The organism is Collimonas sp., assembly GCF_044339385.1.
GTDB lineage: Bacteria > Pseudomonadota > Gammaproteobacteria > Burkholderiales > Burkholderiaceae_D > Collimonas.
In genome coordinates, this window is sequence record NZ_JBIIVN010000035.1 from 1 (window position 1) to 18,576 (window position 18,576).

The window sequence follows — 18,576 nt, forward strand, 5'->3', positions numbered from 1 at the left end:
AACAACATCAGCAAGAAGTGGACGATGCCATTGCGGGACTGGAAGGGAGCACTTAACCGCTTCACTATCCAGTTTGAAGAACGGATGAAGCCGAATTAAACGAAATTCCGTTTACACAAAATCCAGCGCACCCTCGTAGTTTGAGTTTTCCCGAATCGACGGGCGAAGTGCAACGCTGGTACGCTAGCTTGGCGCTTTGCCCGTTTGGCAGTAAACCAATGAATTACCCTTCCTTAACTGTTTAAAAAGGCCATGATGAGTACTCGGCTGAAAGAATTGATCGAAAGCTTGGGTGGTCAATTGATCGGCGATGCGGATATACAAGTCTCCGGCATTGCGCCACTGAGCGACGCTACCGCCTCCCAGATCACTTTCCTCTCCAATCCCAGGTTTCGCCCTCAAGCTGCGCAAACGCAAGCGGCCGCTATCATCCTGTCTGCCGCGGATGATGCACTGTTACCCGCCGATTACCCTGGCACGCGTATTGTTGTCAGCAACCCTTATGCCTATTTTGCCAAGGTCGCGCAGTTTTTTGTGGCGCGTAATGCACCCTGTGTCGTTCCCGGCATTCATCCTGCTGCAATCGTCGATCCCGACGCTCAGGTCGCGGCGAGCGCTCATATTGGTCCGAACGTGGTGATTGAGGCTGGGGCCGTGATCGGCGAGCAGACCAGAATCGACGCCGGATGCGTCATCGGACGGGGTGTAAAGATCGGTGCAAATGCTTGCCTTTATCCCAATGTTACCGTTTATGCGGGCTGTGAAATCGGCGCCCGGGCGATGATTCATTCCGGCGTCGTGATTGGTGCCGATGGCTTTGGTTTTGCCAATGAAGGCGGGGCCTGGATCAAGATTCCGCAAACCGGCAGGGTGCTGATCTGCGACGATGTCGAAATCGGCGCCAACACCACGATTGACCGCGGTGCGCTGGCCGATACGGTGATCGAGGAAGGCGCCAAGCTGGATAACCAGATCCAGATTGCCCACAATTGCCATATCGGTGCGCATACCGCGATTGCAGCCTGTGCCGGCATTGCTGGTAGCGCGCGGATCGGCAAATATTGTTCGATTGGCGGCGCCGCGATGATTCATGGCCACATTACCATCGCCGATCATGTGCATGTATCGGCGGGTACGCTGGCGCTGCGTTCGATCTCCGAACCGGGTCAGTACACTGGCTTTTATCCAATTGCCAAGCACGGCGATTGGGAAAAATCTGCAGCTCTGGTACGCAATCTGAACGCAATGCGTGAGAAAATCCGGGCTCTGGAAAAATCTGTCAAACAGCTTAACGAAAAAGATAATGAATAGCGCAACCAACACACTCGACATCAATCAGATCAAAAAATACCTGCCGCATCGCTATCCGCTGCTGCTGGTTGATCGCGTATTGAACTGGGAAAGCGGCAAGTCGATCACTGCGATCAAGAATGTCACGATCAACGAAGAGTTCTTCAACGGTCACTTTCCTAACAAACCTGTGATGCCGGGTGTCTTGACGATCGAAGCGCTGGCGCAAACCGCTGCGCTGTTGTCGTTCCTCACGGAAGGCCGCACTCCCGACGAGAACACCGTGGTGTACTTCCTCGGGATCGATAAAGCGCGCTTTCGCCGTCCGGTGGAACCGGGCGACCAGATCAAGCTGGATGTCGAAATTGTCCGCGTGGTGCGCGGCATCTGGAAATACAAGGCTGTCGCCAGCGTTGACGGCGAAATGGCTGTCGAGGCCGAGTTCATGTGCACCATGCGCACCGCAGTAAGCCCTTCTGCTGCTGGCGCTGCTGCTCCTGCCGCGTGAACCAATGACGCGCATTCATCCTACCGCCGTCATCGACCCCAGGGCGGTGCTCGATAGTTCAGTCGAAGTCGGCGCTTACTCGGTGATCGGGCCGCATGTTTCTATCGGCGCCAATACCAGGGTTGGTCCGCACGCGGTGATCGAAGGACACACCACCATCGGGCGTGACAATTCGATTTTCCAGTTTGGCTCGATCGGCGCTGTCCCGCAGGACAAGAAATACGCCGGTGAACCGACCCGCCTGGAAATTGGCGACCGCAACACCATCCGCGAATTCGTTACGCTAAATCTCGGGACGATCCAGGATGGCGGCGTTACCCGTATCGGTGACGATAACTGGATGATGGCCTACGTCCACGTCGCACACGACTGTCAGATCGGCAGTAATACTACTATTGCCAACAATGCAACGCTGGCTGGCCATGTGCATATTGGCGATTGGGTGCTGTTAGGTGGTTTTACCACCGTGCACCAGTTCTGCCGCATCGGCGCGCATGCGATGACAGCCTTTACCGCCGCCGTCAGCCAGGATGTGCCGCCGTTCGTCACGGCCGCCGGCAATCGCGCAGAGCCCGCCGGTATCAATAGCGAAGGCCTGCGCCGCCGCGGTTTTAGCAGCGAGCAGATCATGGCCATCAAGCGCGCCTACAGAACCATTTATCGTTCCGGCCTGGCGCTGGAGGATGCCATGGCGGCGTTGGCGCAAGAAGAGGCCAAGGTGCCGGCTTCGGCCGGATATCTGGCACTGATGCGCGAATTCATCGCAGCCTCGACACGCGGCATCATCCGCTGACATGGTGCAAATTCTGTCCAGCGTGGCGCTAGCGATGGTCGCCGGTGAGGCGTCCGGCGACTTGTTGGCGGGCCGCCTGTTGTCTGGCTTGCGCCCGCATCTGCCGGATGCGCGGATGTACGGCATTGGCGGCGCCAGGATGGCGGAATACGGCTTTGTCAGCGAGTGGCCGATGGAAAAACTTTCCGTCAACGGCTTGTTCGAAGTGCTGGCTCACTACCGCGAACTCAAGGGTATCCAGAACACACTGCGGGACCGGTTGCTGGCCGATAAGCCGGATGTGTTCATCGGTGTCGATGCGCCAGATTTCAATTTTGGCCTGGAGGCGCAATTGCGGCAGGCCGGTATTCCTACCGTGCATTTTATCGGGCCATCAATCTGGGCCTGGCGCGGCGGCCGCATCAAGAAAATCGCGCGGGCCGCTTCGCACATGCTGGTGATCTTTCCGTTTGAAGAAGAGATTTATCGCAAGGCCGCGATTCCTGTCACTTATGTCGGCCACCCGCTGGCGCAAGTGATCCCGCTGGTGCCTGATGTCGGCGCCGTGCGCATCGCGTTGGATTTGCCCGCTGACAGCCGCGTGGTGGCGATCATGCCGGGCAGCCGCATGGGTGAACTGAAGCACAACACGATCGCTTTTGTACGGGCAGCGAAGATTCTGGCGCAACGCGATCCTGGCATGCGTTTCATCGCGCCGATGGCGGGGCAACGGCAAAGCAGATTTTTTAGCGAACTGGTGGCGCAGGCCGGTTTGCGGGATGTACCGATCCGCTTGCTGGATGGCCAGTCGCATACTGCGATGGCGGCTGCCGATGCAGTACTGGTGGCATCCGGCACCGCTTCTCTGGAAGTTGCGCTGTATAAGAAACCGATGGTGATCGCCTATAAGATGATGCGTGCTACGTGGGAAATCCTGCACCACATGAGTTACCAGCCTTGGATCGGCTTGCCCAATATCCTGGCGCGCGAATTCCTGGTGCCGGAGTTATTGCAGAACGCGGCGACGCCGCAGGCGCTGGCCGATGCATTATCGCAGCAGCTCGACGATGAGTCTCACAAGGCGATGTTGCGGCAGCGGTTCACCGACATGCATCACAGCTTGCTACGCGATACTGCCGGCGAGAGTGCGCAAGCCGTATTGAATATCATTGAACAACAGCGGCACAAGCGTTCGTCTGGCATCTCGCGTGGTTAAACCCGCGCGGTCTTTCTCTATCTCTTATTTTGCTACGGTTGCTGTGACCATGTCCGATCCCAATTTTTCTCTTTTTAACGACGATGACTACCAGGGTGAGATCATCTGTGGCGTCGATGAGGCCGGTCGCGGTCCGTTGGCGGGGTCGGTCTTCGCTGCGGCAGTGATTCTCGACCCGCAACGGCCGCTGATCGGCGTCCGTGATTCCAAAAAACTGACTGCCGAGCGGCGCGAAGCGCTGGCTCAACAGATCAAGGCGCATGCCATGGCGTGGGCCATCGCTGAATGTTCGGAAGAAGAAATCGATTCGCTCAATATTCTGCAAGCGACGATGCTGGCGATGCGGCGTGCGGTAGAGGGCTTGTCGATATTGCCGACGCTGGCGCTGATCGACGGTAATCGATGCCCGCTGCTGCAGATTCGCGCCGAAGCTATCGTCAAGGGTGACGACAAGGTGCAAGCCATTTCAGCTGCCTCGATCCTGGCCAAGACTGCCTGCGATGCGGCATTGCAGGTGTTGCACGCACAATATCCGCACTACGCCTTCGATCAGCACAAAGGCTACCCGACTGCGTTGCACCTGGAGCGGTTGCGGTTGCATGGCGTATCGCCGGTGCATCGTAAATCCTATGCGCCGGTGCGCGCCTTGCTGGGCGTCAAGCCGACGGCAGCATGATGGCAAGGGGAGCACCATGAAACTCATCACATCTTCTGCCAATCCGCTCTACAAGGAACTCAAGCATCTCGCTACCAGCGGGCAGGCGCGGCGTAAAGCCGGACGCACCCTGCTGGATGGTATTCATCTGTGCGAAGCCTATCTGCAGCATGTCGGTTTGCCGGCATTGTGCGTGGTGAGCCAGAGCGCGCTGGAGCACCATGAAGCCGCGCCATTGATCGCACAATGCCAGGCCGGCGCGGTAACGGGCATTGTCTTGCCGGATGCGCAATATCAGGCGCTAAGCCAGGTCGAGCACGGTGTCGGCTTGTTGTTCGTGATTCAAACGCCACACGCGGTGGTGCCGACGGCGCTGACGCAATCGGCAGTGCTGCTCGATAATCTGCAGGATCCGGGCAATTTCGGTTCGATCCTGCGCAGTGCGGCGGCGGCTGGCATAAAACAGATCTACTGCTCTGAGGGTACGGCGTCAGCCTGGTCGCCGAAGGTGCTGCGCGCCGGTATGGGCGCGCATTTCATCCTGGAGATTTTTGAAGGGGTTGATCTGGCGGCCTTGATGAGTAACGCGCAGGTGCCGGTGCTCGCCACCAGTTCCTACGCTACTCAAAGCATTTATCAGGCTGATCTGAGCGCGGCGCTGGCGTGGCTGTTCGGACATGAGGGGCTGGGTGTTGCCGAGGATCTGCTGCAATTGGCTAGCCAGCAGGTGGTGATTCCGCATCGTGGGCAGATGGAGTCGCTCAACGTGGCGGCAGCGGCCGCCGTGTGTTTGTTTGAGCAGCTTCGGCAGAGCTGAGCTGCGGTGGCCGCTGCTGTCGGTGTTGTCCAGATTGACCTGATTCCGGTGATGGCCCGCTTGCAACGCGCAACGCGTGGGCAAAACCCTTGCCCACCTTACCGTTGGGCTGCCTTCCTTTGGCGCTTAGAAGGTCCTGATCTCCGGTTTGATATCTTGCAGGATGGTTGCCGCGATTTCTTCGATTGACTTGGTGGTCGATGACATCCAGCGTATGCCCTCGCGCCGCATGATTTTTTCAGCTTCGTTGACCTCATAGCGGCAATTCGCCAGTGCCGCATATTTGCTCCCTGGACGCCGTTCGTTGCGAATTTCCGACAGGCGGTCAGGCGCAATCGTCAAACCGAAAATCTTTTGCTTGAACGGCAACAGTCCACTCGGCAGCTTGTCTCTTTCGAAATCTTCCGGAACCAATGGATAATTGGCAGCCTTGACGCCGAACTGCATCGCCAGGTACAGGCTGGTTGGCGTCTTGCCGGAGCGCGACACGCCGACCAGAATCACGTCGGCATCGTCTAGATTCTTGTGTGACTGGCCATCGTCGTGGACCAGCGAAAAATTGATGGCTTCGATTCGATTCTTGTATTCGTCCGTGTTGGCGGTATTGTGGCTGCGGCCGATGGTGTGGGTCGACTTGACGCCCAGTTCGTTTTCCAGCGGCTCGACAAAGGTCTGGATCAGATCCATGTGCATGGCCTTGGCATGCTGGATGACTTTCGATAAATCGGCTTTCACCAGTGTCGAAAAAACGATGGGCAGCTTGCCGTCGGCTGTAAAAGCCTCGTTGATCTTGCGGGTGGCCTCGTAGGCTTTGTCCAATGTGTCGATGAAAGGCAGCCGCACTTGTTTGAAGCGCAGATCGAATTGGGTCAGCACCGAGTGGCCGAAGGTCTCTGCCGTGATGCCGGTGCCATCGGAGACAAAGAACACTGTGCGATTGGCTGGGGTCAATGGAGCTGGAGCGGCATCTGGCATGGTGTTGTTAAAAAATAAAATAAAGTGAACGGATTCCAAGGCAAGCAAGGCCGGGTATTTTGCCTTGAAAGCCGTTGGCTGGCGCCAAAGGCAAATAGATTGTGCATTGTAGTACTGAGCGGCCGGTTTGCCTTGTGCGCCTTTTGAGCGCAAATTGGCATAAAATGACGACCAACTGATTATTTTGAGCTACCTGACGAAGAATAACAAAAAGCCAAGGGCGGCGAAGGCAATTGTGAAGATTTCTTATCATCAAACTAGAGGTTGTTATGTCCAATGCAATACAGATGGGTGCTACCCAGGGAGCGGCTTACGTCATCTCCTTTGAAAATTTGCGGATGACGGATGTTGATTCCGTTGGCGGCAAAAATGCATCACTGGGTGAAATGATCAGCCAGCTGGCCGGCGCCGGAGTTCGCGTTCCGGGCGGCTTTGCTACGACTGCGCAGGCATTTCGCGATTTTCTGTCGCATAGTGTCGACGGTGGGCCAGCCTTGGCCGAGCGCATCGCAGAACGCCTGGCAACCTTGAATATCGAAGACTTGCGGGCGCTGGCGCAGGCCGGTGCCGAGATTCGTCAATGGATTATCGAAACACCGTTCCAGCCGCGTCTGGAACAGGAAATCAACGATTTCTACAAACGCCTGGTGGCTGATTCTTCCAGCGAAATGTCGTTCGCCGTACGTTCTTCGGCAACCGCTGAAGATTTGCCGGACGCTTCGTTCGCCGGCCAGCAGGAAACCTTCCTCAACGTGGTCGGCATCGACAACGTGCTGGAGGCCATGAAACACGTGTTCGCCTCCCTGTATAACGACCGCGCCATTTCCTATCGCGTTCACAAAGGCTTCACCCATGCCGAAGTCGCGTTGTCGGCTGGTGTGCAGCGCATGGTGCGTTCCGACTTGGGCGCTGCCGGCGTCATGTTCACGCTGGATACTGAATCCGGTTTCAAGGACGTGGTGTTCATCACGTCTAGCTACGGCCTTGGCGAAACAGTGGTTCAAGGTGCGGTGAATCCTGACGAATTCTACGTCCACAAGCCGATGCTGGAACAAGGCAAGTTGCCGATCATTCGCCGCAACATTGGCTCTAAGCTGATCAAGATGGAATTCACCGGCGAAGCCAAGGCCGGTCGTTCGGTTCGTACCGTCGATGTGCCGATCGAACTGCGCAATCGCTATTCGCTGGATGACAACGAAATCGTCGAACTGGCCAAGTACGCTGCCATCATCGAGAAGCACTATCAGCGTCCGATGGATATCGAATGGGGCAAGGATGGCCGCGATGGTAAATTATATATTTTGCAAGCCCGTCCGGAGACTGTGAAATCGCAGGAAAAATCGACCGATGCGCAGCAGCGTTTCAAGCTCAAGGGCATCGGTACCGTACTGACTCACGGCCGTGCCATCGGCCAGAAGATCGGTGCCGGTCCGGTGCGCGTGATTCATGACGCCTCGGAAATGGAACGGGTTCAACCGGGTGATGTGCTGGTTGCCGACATGACCGACCCTAACTGGGAACCAGTGATGAAGCGCGCTTCAGCGATCGTCACCAACCGTGGCGGCCGTACCTGCCATGCGGCGATCATCGCGCGCGAACTGGGTGTGCCGGCAGTGGTGGGTTGCGGCGACGCTACCGAGGCGCTGAAGGACGGCACACTGGTTACCGTCTCTTGCGCAGAGGGTGATGAAGGCAAGATTTATGATGGCCTGCTGGAAACCGAAGTATCCGAAGTGGCGCGTGGCGAACTGCCGGCACTGCCGTTGAAGATCATGATGAACGTCGGTAATCCACAACTGGCTTTCGACTTCCAGTCGATTCCAAATGGCGGGGTCGGTCTGGCGCGCCTGGAATTCATCATCAACAACAACATTGGCGTTCATCCGCGCGCGATCCTCGAATATCCGAACATCGATGCCGATCTGAAGAAGGCGGTTGAGTCGGTAGCCCGCGGCCACGCTTCGCCGAAGGCCTTCTATGTTGACAAGCTGGCCGAAGGCATCGCCACTATCGCTGCGGCTTTCTGGCCAAAGAAAGTCATCGTGCGCCTGTCTGACTTCAAGTCGAACGAGTACAAGAAGCTGATCGGCGGTTCGCGCTACGAGCCCGATGAGGAAAATCCGATGCTCGGTTTCCGTGGCGCTGCGCGTTACCTGGCCAGCGACTTTGCCGAAGCATTCGAAATGGAATGCCAGGCCATGAAGCGGGTGCGCAACGACATGGGGCTGACCAACGTCGAAATCATGGTGCCTTTTGTGCGTACTCTGGGACAAGCCGAAAAAGTCATTGGCTTGCTGGGCAAGAACGGCCTGGTGCGCGGTGAGAACGATTTGCGCGTAATCATGATGTGCGAAGTGCCATCGAATGCCATTCTGGCCGAGCAATTCCTCGAATATTTCGACGGTTTCTCGATCGGCTCCAATGACCTGACGCAGCTGACGCTGGGTCTGGATCGCGATTCCGGCATGGAGTTGCTGGCAGCGGATTTTGACGAGCGCGACCCGGCTATCCTGGCCTTGCTGGAAAAGGTGATTGCAACCTGTATCGCCAAGGGCAAGTACGTTGGCATTTGCGGTCAGGGGCCGTCGGATCATCCTGATTTTGCTGAATGGCTGATGAAGCAAGGCATCGAATCGATTTCCCTGAATCCTGATTCGGTAATCGATACCTGGCAAAAACTGGCAGCCGCGCAATAACGGTCTGACTCGACATAAAAAACGCGAGCTGAGTGCTCGCGTTTTTTCGACTGCGAATTGCGCGTTAGTCCGGCGGCAAGTTTGAGCCAGCCTGCCAAACCTGCAACGCATCAGCGACCCGCCGCATCACATCTGGCCAGGCGCCGGCCTGTTGTTGCCGAAACAGTCTTGCGCTTGGATACCAGGGACTGTCATTGCGCTCAAGTAGCCAGCGCCAGTCGGGAGCCCAAGGCAGCAGGATCCAGACCGGTTTGCCCAGTGCAGCGGCCAGGTGGGCGATCGACGTATCGACGCTGATCACCAGATCCAGATTGGCGATGATGGCAGCGGTATCGTCGAAGTCGGTAATGTCGGTGGCTGCCAGCCGCAGCTTGGGCGTGTGGTGTAGGAATGCCAGATCGGTTTCTCGAACTTCCTTTTGAATCAGGAAGAAATCGGCTGCTGCCGATTGCAGCAGCGGCGCAAATTCCGCCAGCCTCATTGAGCGCTGTTGGTCGTTGGTGTTGAACGGATTGCCGCAGCAGACCAGGCCGATCCGTAATTTTCCATCGGTCAGATCCTGCCGGGTTTTCCAGCGTAGCGCTTTGGCATCGTCACTATAAAAATAGGCTTGCCCATTTGGGATGGTCGCCGGGATTGTATCCAGATCGCTCTTGAAGGCCAGCGCTAGGCTCATCAGCGGCGTTTGGTAATCGACTTGCGGCACTGTCTCGCCGATGCCGATTACAGTTATCTCGCGGCCCATGGTCTGGGCAATCGTCTTGAGCGACGGATCGACTTCCAGTATCACCTCGGCGCCTGGTGCCGCCACCATTGGCGCATAACGGCAAAAATGGATGGTGTCGCCTAAACCTTGTTCCGCCCATAGCAAGATCCGCTTGCCGCTGATCGGCGTGGCGCCAAGCCACAGAGGAATATCGGTGTGGCGCGGCGTATCTGCGTTGCCTTTTTTCCAGCGATATTCGTAGCTTTGCCAGCCTTGCTCGAATTGTCCCAGCACCAGTTGCGACAGTGCTTGATTTGATAGCACGTCGGCATAGTCGTGTTGCAGGTGCAACGCCTTACGGTAGCTGTCGAGGGCTTCTTCGTGACGCTGAATGCGGCTCAGCGTCAGGCCTTGATCGCCCCAAGCTGCGGCATTGTCAGGTGCCAGCTTGAGACCGGTTGCGTGATCGCTTAGCGCTTCTTCATAACGCCCAAGCTTGTGACGGAGGACGCCGCGGTCAAGCCAGTGGGCAGGATTGTCAGGATCTAGCGTGATGGCACGGTCGATCGATTCCAACGCATCAGCGTAGCGCTCCAGCTTGTCCAGCGTCATGCCTTTCTGGTACCAATTACAGGGGGTCGCGGGTTGCAGCGCGACGGCCCGATCGAAACTGGCCAGCGCTTCGTCGAAATATCCGAGCTTGTAAAGGATACCGGCTCGGTGCGACCAGCCCTCGGCATAGTCAGTCCAATGCGCCAATGCGTGTTCGATGCAGTGCAGCGCATCCTGATAACGTGTAAGGCTGGCCAGCGTGACTGTCTTGGCCAACAGGATCTCCGGCTTGAGATAACCTGTCGAGAGAATATGCTCGTACGCCAGCAGTGCTTCGTCGAACCGACCGGATTCGAATTGCGCCCTGGCCAGTTTGTAGTGCAGGGGGACAGCTAGCGCTGGGTTGTTGGTTGCCAGTCCGATAGCTTGCTTAAAAAGCCGGATTGCCTCGTCGCGTTTTCCGGTGGCTGCGCAAATCACGCCCAGAACATGCAGGGCGTCGATATTTTCCGGCTGATTGCCCAACAGGGCTTTCAGCGACCGCTCGGCGCGATCTGCATGGCCGCTCTGGAAATCCTTGTAGGCTTGCTGGACAGGGAGAATTGGGTTCATTGATCTGTGGCTCAAAGCATCCCGCGGCGGGAGATTGTCTGCTTGTTGAAGATGGCGCAAATGCGGACGCAAAAGGGTGAAGCAAAAGGCGAAGCATAGCACTTCATCAAGGCGTGATCAGTATTCGCATATCGTGCGGCGGCCATATAACTACGCTTTCATTGTGAAATGGATTACACTGTGTGTACGCAACATAACGGAGATTAATATGGCCGGATGGGTGATGTGGATGTTGGCTGCCGGTGTGCTGATTGCGCTGGAGTTGTTCAGTACCACCTTTTATTTATTAATGGTGGCAATCGGCCTCGCCGTCGGCGGTGTTGCTGCGCTGGCTGGCCTCGATATTGAGTGGCAATTCCTGATCGCTGCGCTGGTAGCCGTGGTGGCGACTTACATTTTAAGGCGCAGCAAATTCGGCCGACGTACCAAAGTGCATGCGGAGCGTGATCCCAATGTCAACCTGGATATCGGTCAGTCGCTGCTGGTTGATCAATGGCAGCATGAGCCGGGCACTGACGGTGTTGCTGATTTGTACACGGCGCGCGTCAAATATCGCGGCGCGATGTGGGATGTCGAGCTGGCGCCGTCTGCTGTTGCGCAATCCGGTCTGTACGTGATCCATGAAATACGCGGGAGTTGCCTCATAGTCGGTAATGCACCGGGTAAGCATTAATACGCATTAATCTGTTTTCCAGCGTTCTCAATCATTTGCCATTATTTTTATCGGTTGGATATTGATGATTCATTGATTACTCATTGATTACTCATCGAATATTCATCGAATATTCATCGATTTGGCACATGCTCCTATCTTTAATTTACAAGGAAAAATTATGTTCGGAAGCGCATCGTTAATACTATTAGTCATCGCGATCATATTCATCGCCAAAACGATCAAGCTAGTGCCGCAGCAGCATGCATGGGTGGTGGAACGGTTGGGTAAGTATCACGCCACACTTGGCCCTGGCTTGAGTATCGTGGTGCCGTTTATTGATCGCGTAGCCTACAAGCACGTGCTGAAGGAAATCCCGCTGGATGTGCCGCCGCAGGTTTGTATCACCCGCGATAATACGCAATTGCAGGTCGACGGCATTTTGTATTTCCAGATCACCGATCCAATGCGCGCTTCTTACGGCTCATCCAACTATATTGCCGCGATCACGCAACTGGCGCAAACCACCTTGCGTTCGGTGATCGGCAAGATGGAACTCGACAAGACATTTGAAGAGCGCGATCACATCAATACCACGATCGTCAGCGCAATTGATGAGTCGGCTGCCAACTGGGGCGTCAAGGTGCTGCGTTATGAAATCAAGGACCTGACGCCACCAAAGGAAATTCTGCATGCGATGCAGGCGCAGATTACTGCAGAGCGCGAGAAGCGGGCCTTGATTGCGGCATCCGAAGGCCGCAAGCAGGAGCAGATCAATATCGCCACCGGCGAACGCGAAGCCTCGATTGCTAAGTCGGAAGGTGAGAAGCAGGCATCCATCAACCGGGCCCAAGGTCAGGCTGCTGCGATCCTGTCGATCGCGGAGGCGAGTGCCGAGGCGATTCGCAAGACGGCTGCCGCGATCCAGTCGCCGGGCGGTTCGGATGCGGTCAACCTGAAAGTGGCCGAGCAATATGTGGCTGCCTTCGGTCAACTGGCGAAAACCAATAACTCGATCATCGTACCGGCCAATATGGGCGATATCAGCGGATTGATTGCTACCGCTATGCAAGTGGTGAAATCGCAGGGCGGTAAATCTTAAGCCCAAATAGCAAATAAACCGGCAAACAAAGCAGCAAACAAACAGCCCCGGCCAACGTCAGTTGCGCCGGGGCTGTTTGTTTGTTTGTTTGTTTGGATGTTTAACGGCGATGTTGTTTCATTGCCGCCGCCACTTCGCGCTGGCCGTCGCGCTCACGCTCGGTGGCGCGCTTGTCATGTTGTTTCTTGCCCTTGGCCAGGCCGATCTCGCATTTGATGCGGCCACGCAGGTAATGCAGGTTGATCGGCACCAGCGTATAGCCGGAGCGCTCCACCTTGCCGATCAGTTTCTTGATTTCTTCGGCGTGCAGCAATAGCTTGCGGGTCCGCACCGCTTCCGGGTGGACGTGGCTGGAGGCGCTGAGGAGGGCGCTGATATGGGCGCCGAACAGGAATACTTCGCCGTTGCGGACGATCACGTAGGCTTCTTTCAGTTGTGCGCGTCCGGCCCGGATTGCCTTGACTTCCCAGCCATGCAACTCCATGCCTGCTTCGAAACGCTCTTCGATGAAATAATCGTGGAAGGCTTTTTTATTATCAATAATGCTCATGTATTAGGAAAATCGCGCAGGTCGGTTAAAATTTCAAGTTGTGATTCTATCAAACGGTTGATATTCAATGGCAGTAGTGCATAAAACGGTACTTTTGGGGTACAGCGCTGAACAGATGTTCGCGTTGGTCGATCGGGTCGAGGAGTACCCGCAATTCTTGCCGTGGTGCGGCGGCGTCGAGGTCCGTGAACGTGCCGAAGGCAGGTTGGTGGCGACGCTGAACATACATTACCACGGTATCCGGCAATCTTTTACCACGGAAAACAGCAATACCCCTCCGGTGGCGATGCAGATGCGCCTGCTGGAGGGGTCGTTCAAGCATCTCGACGGCAACTGGAGTTTCAAGGCGCTGCGTGCCGATGCCTGCAAAATCGAGTTCGACCTGCACTACGAATTTTCCAATCGCCTCCTGGAAAAACTGATCGGTCCGGTATTCAGCATGATCGCCAATAGTTTTGTCGATTCATTCTGTAAGCGCGCTGACGCGGTCTATGGCCATCATGACTGAGGTCGCAGCCAGGATTGACGACATTGCCGGGAGCGGCAAACTGATCCGGATACAGGTTTGTTACGCCACCCCTGAGCGCCAGGTCTTGCGCGAGCTGGAGGTGGCGGCTGGCACGTTGTTGCATGATGGTATCGAGCGCAGCGGCTTGCTGGATGAAATTCGCGAAATCGACTTGAGTTGCTGGCGGGTTGGTATCTATGGCAAGCTGAAGACGCTTGATGCGGTGCTGCGGGATCGCGACCGCATCGAAATCTACCGGCCGCTGATCGCCGATCCGAAGGAGTCGCGCCGTAAGCGGGCCGATAAAAAAGCCCGCTGAGAAGCTAATGCCGTTCAGTTGGGCTCAATGAGCTTTGATTTTTGACGCGAAAAGAATCGTAAAACTAAGAAAAGCGCCGCTCCGAATGACTTCGCAGCGGCGCTTCTTGTGTTAACTGAACGGGCTTGCCGCTTAAAGGCAGGCTGCATTAGGTTCGGGATATTTTTTCCGATCTATTGGCATTCGTCCAGAATGCGCCGGTTTTCTTGGGTTTGCTGTGCGCGTTGTGCGTCGCTGATGTATGAGCGCCGGCCATTGGCAATAGGTTTGCGCGATGCGCGCGCCGGAATCGAGCGTGCGCTGGTTGGCGCGGGCGTTGGCGCAATTGTTGGCCTTGTCGGCCTTTTGCTTGGCTTCCTGAGCCGATTTTTTATCTTTTTCCGCTTGCTCGGCCTTGCGCTTCTGGAAAGCTGCATTTTGATCAGCAAAGCTGGGCGGTGCTTTGGTGTCAGGCTTGCTATCGGAGCCATCAGCGACGCCAACGCCAGCCTCCCCCGCGCCGTTGGCGCGCGGTAGGTTTTGGCTTGGCGCCTTCAGGATGCGCTGGTTTGGCACCGAGGCCGGGGGCGGCATATCCGAATATTGTTTCACGCCTTTTTCATCCAGCCAGACGAATTGCGCCAACGCCGACGTCGCAATGCTCAGCAAGGCCAGCACCGCAGTGGCGGAAAAAGCCTGTTTCAGGCGTATCACTTTCATTACTTGTCCTCGGGCGCATTGGGAAGGGGCAGAGCGGAGATTTCGCCATGTTTTGTACCCCATGTCAATCAATCGACAGTGCTTTATGGAAACAATTTTCATGGTTTTTTGCAGAGTTAGGCGACTTGCGCGGATTTCTGTATAATTCGGTTTTGCGCCTATAGGAAAAACTATGCGTCTACTTCAAAAAGCACTCACGTTCGATGACGTGCTGTTGGTTCCGGCTTACTCCGACATCCTCCCCAAAGACACCACTCTCAGAACACGCCTGTCCCGCAATATCGATATCAACATTCCGCTGTTGTCGGCTGCGATGGATACGGTCACCGAAGCGCGGCTGGCTATTGCCATGGCGCAAGAGGGCGGCATCGGCATCATTCACAAGAATTTGACCGCGCAGGAACAGGCGCGCGAAGTATCCAAGGTCAAGCGTTTCGAATCCGGCGTGGTCCGCGATCCGATCACGATTCCGCCGAACATGCGCATCCGTGAAGTGATGGCGTTGTCGGAATTGCATGGCATCAGCGGTTTCCCGGTGGTTGACGGCAATCGCCTGGTTGGCATCATCACCAATCGCGATCTGCGTTTTGAGGAAGAACTGGACGCTGAAGTCAGCGCCAAGATGACCCCGCGCGACAAGCTGGTCTACGTCAAGGATGGCGCCGATCTGTCGGAAGCCAAGCGCCTGATGAACAAGCATCGCCTTGAGCGTGTGATGGTGGTCAACGACGCTTTCGAACTGCGCGGCCTGATCACGGTCAAGGATATCCAGAAATCGACATCGCACCCGCTGGCCTCCAAGGACAGCCAGGGCAAGCTGCGCGTCGGCGCGGCGGTTGGTGTCGGCGTCGATAACGAAGAACGCATCGAACTGCTGGTCAAGGCTGGGATCGACGTCATCGTGGTTGATACTGCGCACGGTCACTCCAAGGGTGTGCTGGATCGCGTCAAATGGGTCAAGCAGAATTTCCCGCAGGTAGAGGTCATCGGTGGCAATATCGCAACTGCCGCAGCCGCCAAGGCACTGGCAGACCATGGTGCCGATGGCGTCAAGGTTGGTATCGGCCCAGGTTCAATTTGCACCACGCGTATCGTTGCCGGCGTCGGCGTGCCGCAGATTTCTGCAATCGCCAACGTCGCGCAAGCGCTCAAGGGCACCGGCATTCCATGTATCGCCGACGGCGGTATCCGTTTCTCCGGTGACATCGCCAAGGCACTGGCCGCCGGCGCATCGACGGTGATGATGGGCAGCATGTTCGCCGGTACTGAAGAGGCGCCGGGCGAAGTGATCCTGTTCCAGGGCCGCAGTTACAAGTCGTATCGTGGCATGGGTAGCGTGGGCGCGATGTCGGACGGTTCTGCCGACCGCTATTTCCAGGACTCCGCCAACAAGGCTGACAAATTTGTTCCGGAAGGCATCGAAGGCCAGGTTCCTTACAAGGGCAGCGTCCTGACGATCTTGTATCAACTGATCGGCGGCGTGCGTTCTTCGATGGGCTACTGCGGTTGTGCGACGATTGAGGAATTGCGCGAAAAAGCCGAGTTCGTAGAAATCACCTCCGCCGGTATGCGCGAATCGCATGTCCATGATGTTCAGATCACCAAGGAAGCGCCTAACTATCGGACCGACTGATAGTTGGATTTGTACCTTGATCTAGTCCAAGCGCGCGCCACCTGCGGAATACCGCCGGTGGCGCGCGCAGTTTAAAGATTCTCTAAATCAGCCATCAGGCATTCACCATGCACTCAAAAATCCTCATCCTCGATTTCGGCTCCCAGGTAACCCAACTGATCGCACGCCGTGTGCGCGACGCTGGCGTGTTTTCCGAGGTCTATCCTTACGATGTGTCCGACGAATTCATCCGCAGCTACGGCGCTGCCGGTGTGATCCTGTCGGGTGGCCCCAACAGCGTCACCGATGGCGACACGCCACGTGCACCGCAAGCAGTCTTTGAGCTGGGCGTACCGGTTTTCGGCATTTGCTACGGCATGCAAACCATGGCTGAGCAATTAGGCGGCAAGGTCGAGATGGGCAAGGTCCGCGAATTCGGCTACGCCGAAGTGCGGGCACGCGGCCATACCGCGCTGTTGAAGGACATTAGCGATTTCGTCACGTCAGACGCGCACTCCATGCTGAAGGTCTGGATGAGCCACGGCGATAAGGTCGAGCAGATGCCAGCCGGCTTCAAACTGATGGCATCGACCGCAAACTGCCCGATCGCCGGCATGGCCGATGAGGAGCGCCGTTTCTACGCGGTGCAGTTCCACCCGGAAGTGACGCACACAGTCCAAGGCGAGGCGATGCTGAAGCGTTTCGTGATCGATATCTGCGGCTGCAATCCAGACTGGAACATGCCGGACTATATCGCTGAAGCGGTTGCATCGATCCGCAAACAGGTTGGTAGCGACGAGGTCATCCTGGGCTTGTCTGGTGGTGTCGACAGCAGCGTAGCCGCAGCATTGATCCATCGCGCCATCGGCGATCAGTTGACCTGCGTATTCGTCGACCATGGTCTGCTGCGCCTCGATGAAGGCAAGATGGTGATGGAGATGTTTGCCAAGAATCTCGGCGTCAAGGTAATCCACGTCGACGCCACCGCGCAGTTCATGGGCCATCTGGCCGGCGTGACCGATCCCGAAGCCAAGCGCAAGATCATCGGCCGTGAGTTCGTTGAAGTATTCCAGGCCGAATCGGCCAAGCTGAAGAATGCCAAATGGCTGGCCCAAGGCACGATTTATCCAGACGTTATCGAAAGCGCCGGCAAAGGCAAGAACGCCGCCCACACCATCAAGAGCCACCACAACGTCGGCGGCCTGCCGGAAACCCTGAATCTGCAGCTACTGGAGCCGCTGCGCGAACTATTCAAGGATGAAGTCCGCAAACTAGGCGTTGCGCTCGGTCTGCCGCACGCGATGGTGTATCGCCATCCATTCCCGGGCCCGGGCCTCGGTGTGCGCATTCTGGGCGAAGTCAAAAAGGAATTCGCCGACCTGCTGCGTCGCGCCGATGCCATTTTCATTGAAGAGCTGCGCAACACCAAGGATGACAGCGACCAATCCTGGTACGACAAGACCAGCCAGGCGTTCGCGGTTTTCCTGCCGGTGAAGTCAGTCGGCGTGATGGGCGACGGCCGCACCTACGAATACGTAGTGGCGTTGCGCGCAGTGCAGACCCAGGATTTCATGACCGCACACTGGGCACATCTGCCGCACGAGTTGCTGGGCCGGGTGTCGAACCGCATCATCAATGAAGTGCGCGGGATTAATCGCGTGGTCTACGATATTTCCGGGAAGCCGCCTGCGACGATTGAGTGGGAGTAGAAACTATTACGTAAGTTGTTGATTTATATAGGTTTTATAGTTACACAAAACAGACACACGCCTAACTAAGTTGTTGATTTAGTTGGGCGTTGGCATTAAAGTTACACGTAAAGCTACACAACGCTGTAGCCGTTCAAAAACGTAGTAACCCAAAGCACATATGCCGCTAAAAAAACAAACGTTTAATGCTGACGAAATAGAAATATACGACGAAGCTGTTGTGTATAAGCGCGGCGAGTATTGGCAAATGCGTATGTGGTTGGGTAAGGAAAAGAAATACGCACGTTTTAGCTTACGCACACGTAACAGAGATACGGCAATAGACAAAGCAAAAAAATATTATCACGAACTAATGGCGCAGCAGTTGGCAGGTAAAACTTATTTTTCCAAAACAACAAAGCAAGGCGTTGAAGAATATTTGAAACAACGTGCGCTTGACGTGGAGGCTGAGCTAATAGTTAAAGGACGTTATGGAACTATTAAAACGCACTTGGAGCATTGGCTTGATTGAGCTTCCCTCGATTTTTCGTCTCCCAACAGGTGGCTTTTATGCCGCCTGTTTTTCCTGATGTTGCTCAGTGAGCCAGTCATCTAAATACTGGCAGGGTGAACGATAGCCAAGCGTC

18 protein-coding genes are annotated in these 18,576 nt (G+C 56.0%); 14 read left to right on the forward strand and 4 right to left on the reverse strand.

All coding sequences use genetic code 11. The features are described 5' to 3' along the window. Positions 1-255 precede the first annotated feature (255 nt). Genes lpxD through ACIQ0R_RS04330 form a run of 6 tightly spaced genes read left to right on the forward strand, consistent with a single transcriptional unit; the run spans position 256 to position 5,258 of the window. Positions 256-1,311, forward strand: coding sequence for a UDP-3-O-(3-hydroxymyristoyl)glucosamine N-acyltransferase (gene lpxD, locus ACIQ0R_RS04305; RefSeq protein ID WP_395824080.1), 1,056 nt, complete (start codon positions 256-258; stop codon positions 1,309-1,311). Further along, on the forward strand, positions 1,304-1,798 hold the full coding sequence (gene fabZ / locus ACIQ0R_RS04310) for a 3-hydroxyacyl-ACP dehydratase FabZ (protein ID WP_395824031.1): 495 nt from the start codon (positions 1,304-1,306) through the stop codon (positions 1,796-1,798). The genes lpxD and fabZ overlap by 8 nt, the downstream gene beginning before the upstream one ends. Positions 1,799-1,802: 4 nt before the next feature. Then, a complete protein-coding gene (gene lpxA, locus ACIQ0R_RS04315) occupies positions 1,803-2,591 on the forward strand; it encodes an acyl-ACP--UDP-N-acetylglucosamine O-acyltransferase (protein ID WP_395824034.1) in 789 nt (262 codons plus the stop codon). A 1-nt stretch (position 2,592) separates the two neighbouring features. Next, positions 2,593-3,786: a lipid-A-disaccharide synthase gene (gene lpxB, locus ACIQ0R_RS04320; protein ID WP_395824037.1), complete on the forward strand. Its 1,194-nt coding sequence runs from the start codon at positions 2,593-2,595 to the stop codon at positions 3,784-3,786. 49 nt (positions 3,787-3,835) lie between these two features. Then, a complete protein-coding gene (rnhB, locus tag ACIQ0R_RS04325) occupies positions 3,836-4,462 on the forward strand; it encodes a ribonuclease HII (protein ID WP_395824040.1) in 627 nt (208 codons plus the stop codon). Between the two features lie 16 nt (positions 4,463-4,478). Then, positions 4,479-5,258, forward strand: a complete 780-nt coding sequence (locus tag ACIQ0R_RS04330; RefSeq protein WP_395824043.1) for a TrmH family RNA methyltransferase — start codon at positions 4,479-4,481, stop codon at positions 5,256-5,258. A 126-nt stretch (positions 5,259-5,384) separates the two neighbouring features. On the opposite strand, the gene ACIQ0R_RS04335 is transcribed toward ACIQ0R_RS04330, so the two are convergent. Beyond that, positions 5,385-6,233 (reverse strand): pyruvate, water dikinase regulatory protein, encoded by an 849-nt coding sequence (locus ACIQ0R_RS04335; protein WP_395824047.1) that lies wholly within the window; start codon positions 6,231-6,233, stop codon positions 5,385-5,387. A 338-nt stretch (positions 6,234-6,571) separates the two neighbouring features. On the opposite strand from ACIQ0R_RS04335, the gene ppsA reads away from it, so the two are divergent. Then, positions 6,572-8,929, forward strand: a complete 2,358-nt coding sequence (gene ppsA / locus ACIQ0R_RS04340; protein ID WP_395824083.1) for a phosphoenolpyruvate synthase — start codon at positions 6,572-6,574, stop codon at positions 8,927-8,929. 64 nt (positions 8,930-8,993) lie between these two features. On the opposite strand, the gene ACIQ0R_RS04345 is transcribed toward ppsA, so the two are convergent. Further along, positions 8,994-10,799 carry a tetratricopeptide repeat protein gene (locus tag ACIQ0R_RS04345; protein WP_395824050.1) on the reverse strand — a complete coding sequence of 602 codons (1,806 nt, stop codon included), beginning with the start codon at positions 10,797-10,799 and terminating at the stop codon, positions 8,994-8,996. Positions 10,800-11,007: 208 nt separating this feature from the next. Here ACIQ0R_RS04345 and ACIQ0R_RS04350 point away from each other — a divergent pair, with 208 nt between their 5' ends. Both ACIQ0R_RS04350 and ACIQ0R_RS04355 read left to right on the forward strand, forming a co-directional pair. After that, entirely contained in the window at positions 11,008-11,472 is a 465-nt protein-coding gene (locus ACIQ0R_RS04350) for an NfeD family protein (protein ID WP_395824053.1), read from the forward strand. 160 nt (positions 11,473-11,632) lie between these two features. Next, entirely contained in the window at positions 11,633-12,553 is a 921-nt protein-coding gene (locus ACIQ0R_RS04355) for an SPFH domain-containing protein (RefSeq protein ID WP_395824056.1), read from the forward strand. Positions 12,554-12,653: 100 nt separating this feature from the next. On the opposite strand, the gene smpB is transcribed toward ACIQ0R_RS04355, so the two are convergent. Beyond that, the gene (gene smpB, locus ACIQ0R_RS04360; protein WP_395824059.1) at positions 12,654-13,103 is read right to left on the reverse strand and encodes an SsrA-binding protein SmpB; all 450 of its coding nucleotides are present in this window, start codon (positions 13,101-13,103) and stop codon (positions 12,654-12,656) included. Positions 13,104-13,170: 67 nt separating this feature from the next. Between smpB and ACIQ0R_RS04365 the strand changes: the two genes are divergently transcribed. Both ACIQ0R_RS04365 and ACIQ0R_RS04370 read left to right on the forward strand, forming a co-directional pair. Then, entirely contained in the window at positions 13,171-13,611 is a 441-nt protein-coding gene (locus tag ACIQ0R_RS04365) for a type II toxin-antitoxin system RatA family toxin (protein ID WP_395824062.1), read from the forward strand. Next, positions 13,604-13,930, forward strand: a complete 327-nt coding sequence (locus ACIQ0R_RS04370) for an RnfH family protein (protein ID WP_395824065.1) — start codon at positions 13,604-13,606, stop codon at positions 13,928-13,930. Before ACIQ0R_RS04365 ends, ACIQ0R_RS04370 begins: the two co-directional genes overlap by 8 nt. Positions 13,931-14,062: 132 nt before the next feature. On the opposite strand, the gene ACIQ0R_RS04375 is transcribed toward ACIQ0R_RS04370, so the two are convergent. Continuing rightward, positions 14,063-14,629 (reverse strand): DUF4124 domain-containing protein, encoded by a 567-nt coding sequence (locus ACIQ0R_RS04375; protein ID WP_395824068.1) that lies wholly within the window; start codon positions 14,627-14,629, stop codon positions 14,063-14,065. A 172-nt stretch (positions 14,630-14,801) separates the two neighbouring features. Here ACIQ0R_RS04375 and guaB point away from each other — a divergent pair, with 172 nt between their 5' ends. From guaB to ACIQ0R_RS04390, 3 genes are all read left to right on the forward strand, one after another. After that, complete coding sequence (gene guaB, locus ACIQ0R_RS04380) at positions 14,802-16,262, forward strand: IMP dehydrogenase (protein WP_395824071.1); 1,461 nt, start codon at positions 14,802-14,804, stop codon at positions 16,260-16,262. 107 nt (positions 16,263-16,369) lie between these two features. Then, entirely contained in the window at positions 16,370-17,950 is a 1,581-nt protein-coding gene (guaA, locus tag ACIQ0R_RS04385) for a glutamine-hydrolyzing GMP synthase (protein WP_395824074.1), read from the forward strand. 160 nt (positions 17,951-18,110) lie between these two features. Next, positions 18,111-18,461 (forward strand): hypothetical protein, encoded by a 351-nt coding sequence (locus ACIQ0R_RS04390; protein ID WP_395824077.1) that lies wholly within the window; start codon positions 18,111-18,113, stop codon positions 18,459-18,461. Positions 18,462-18,576 lie beyond the last annotated feature (115 nt).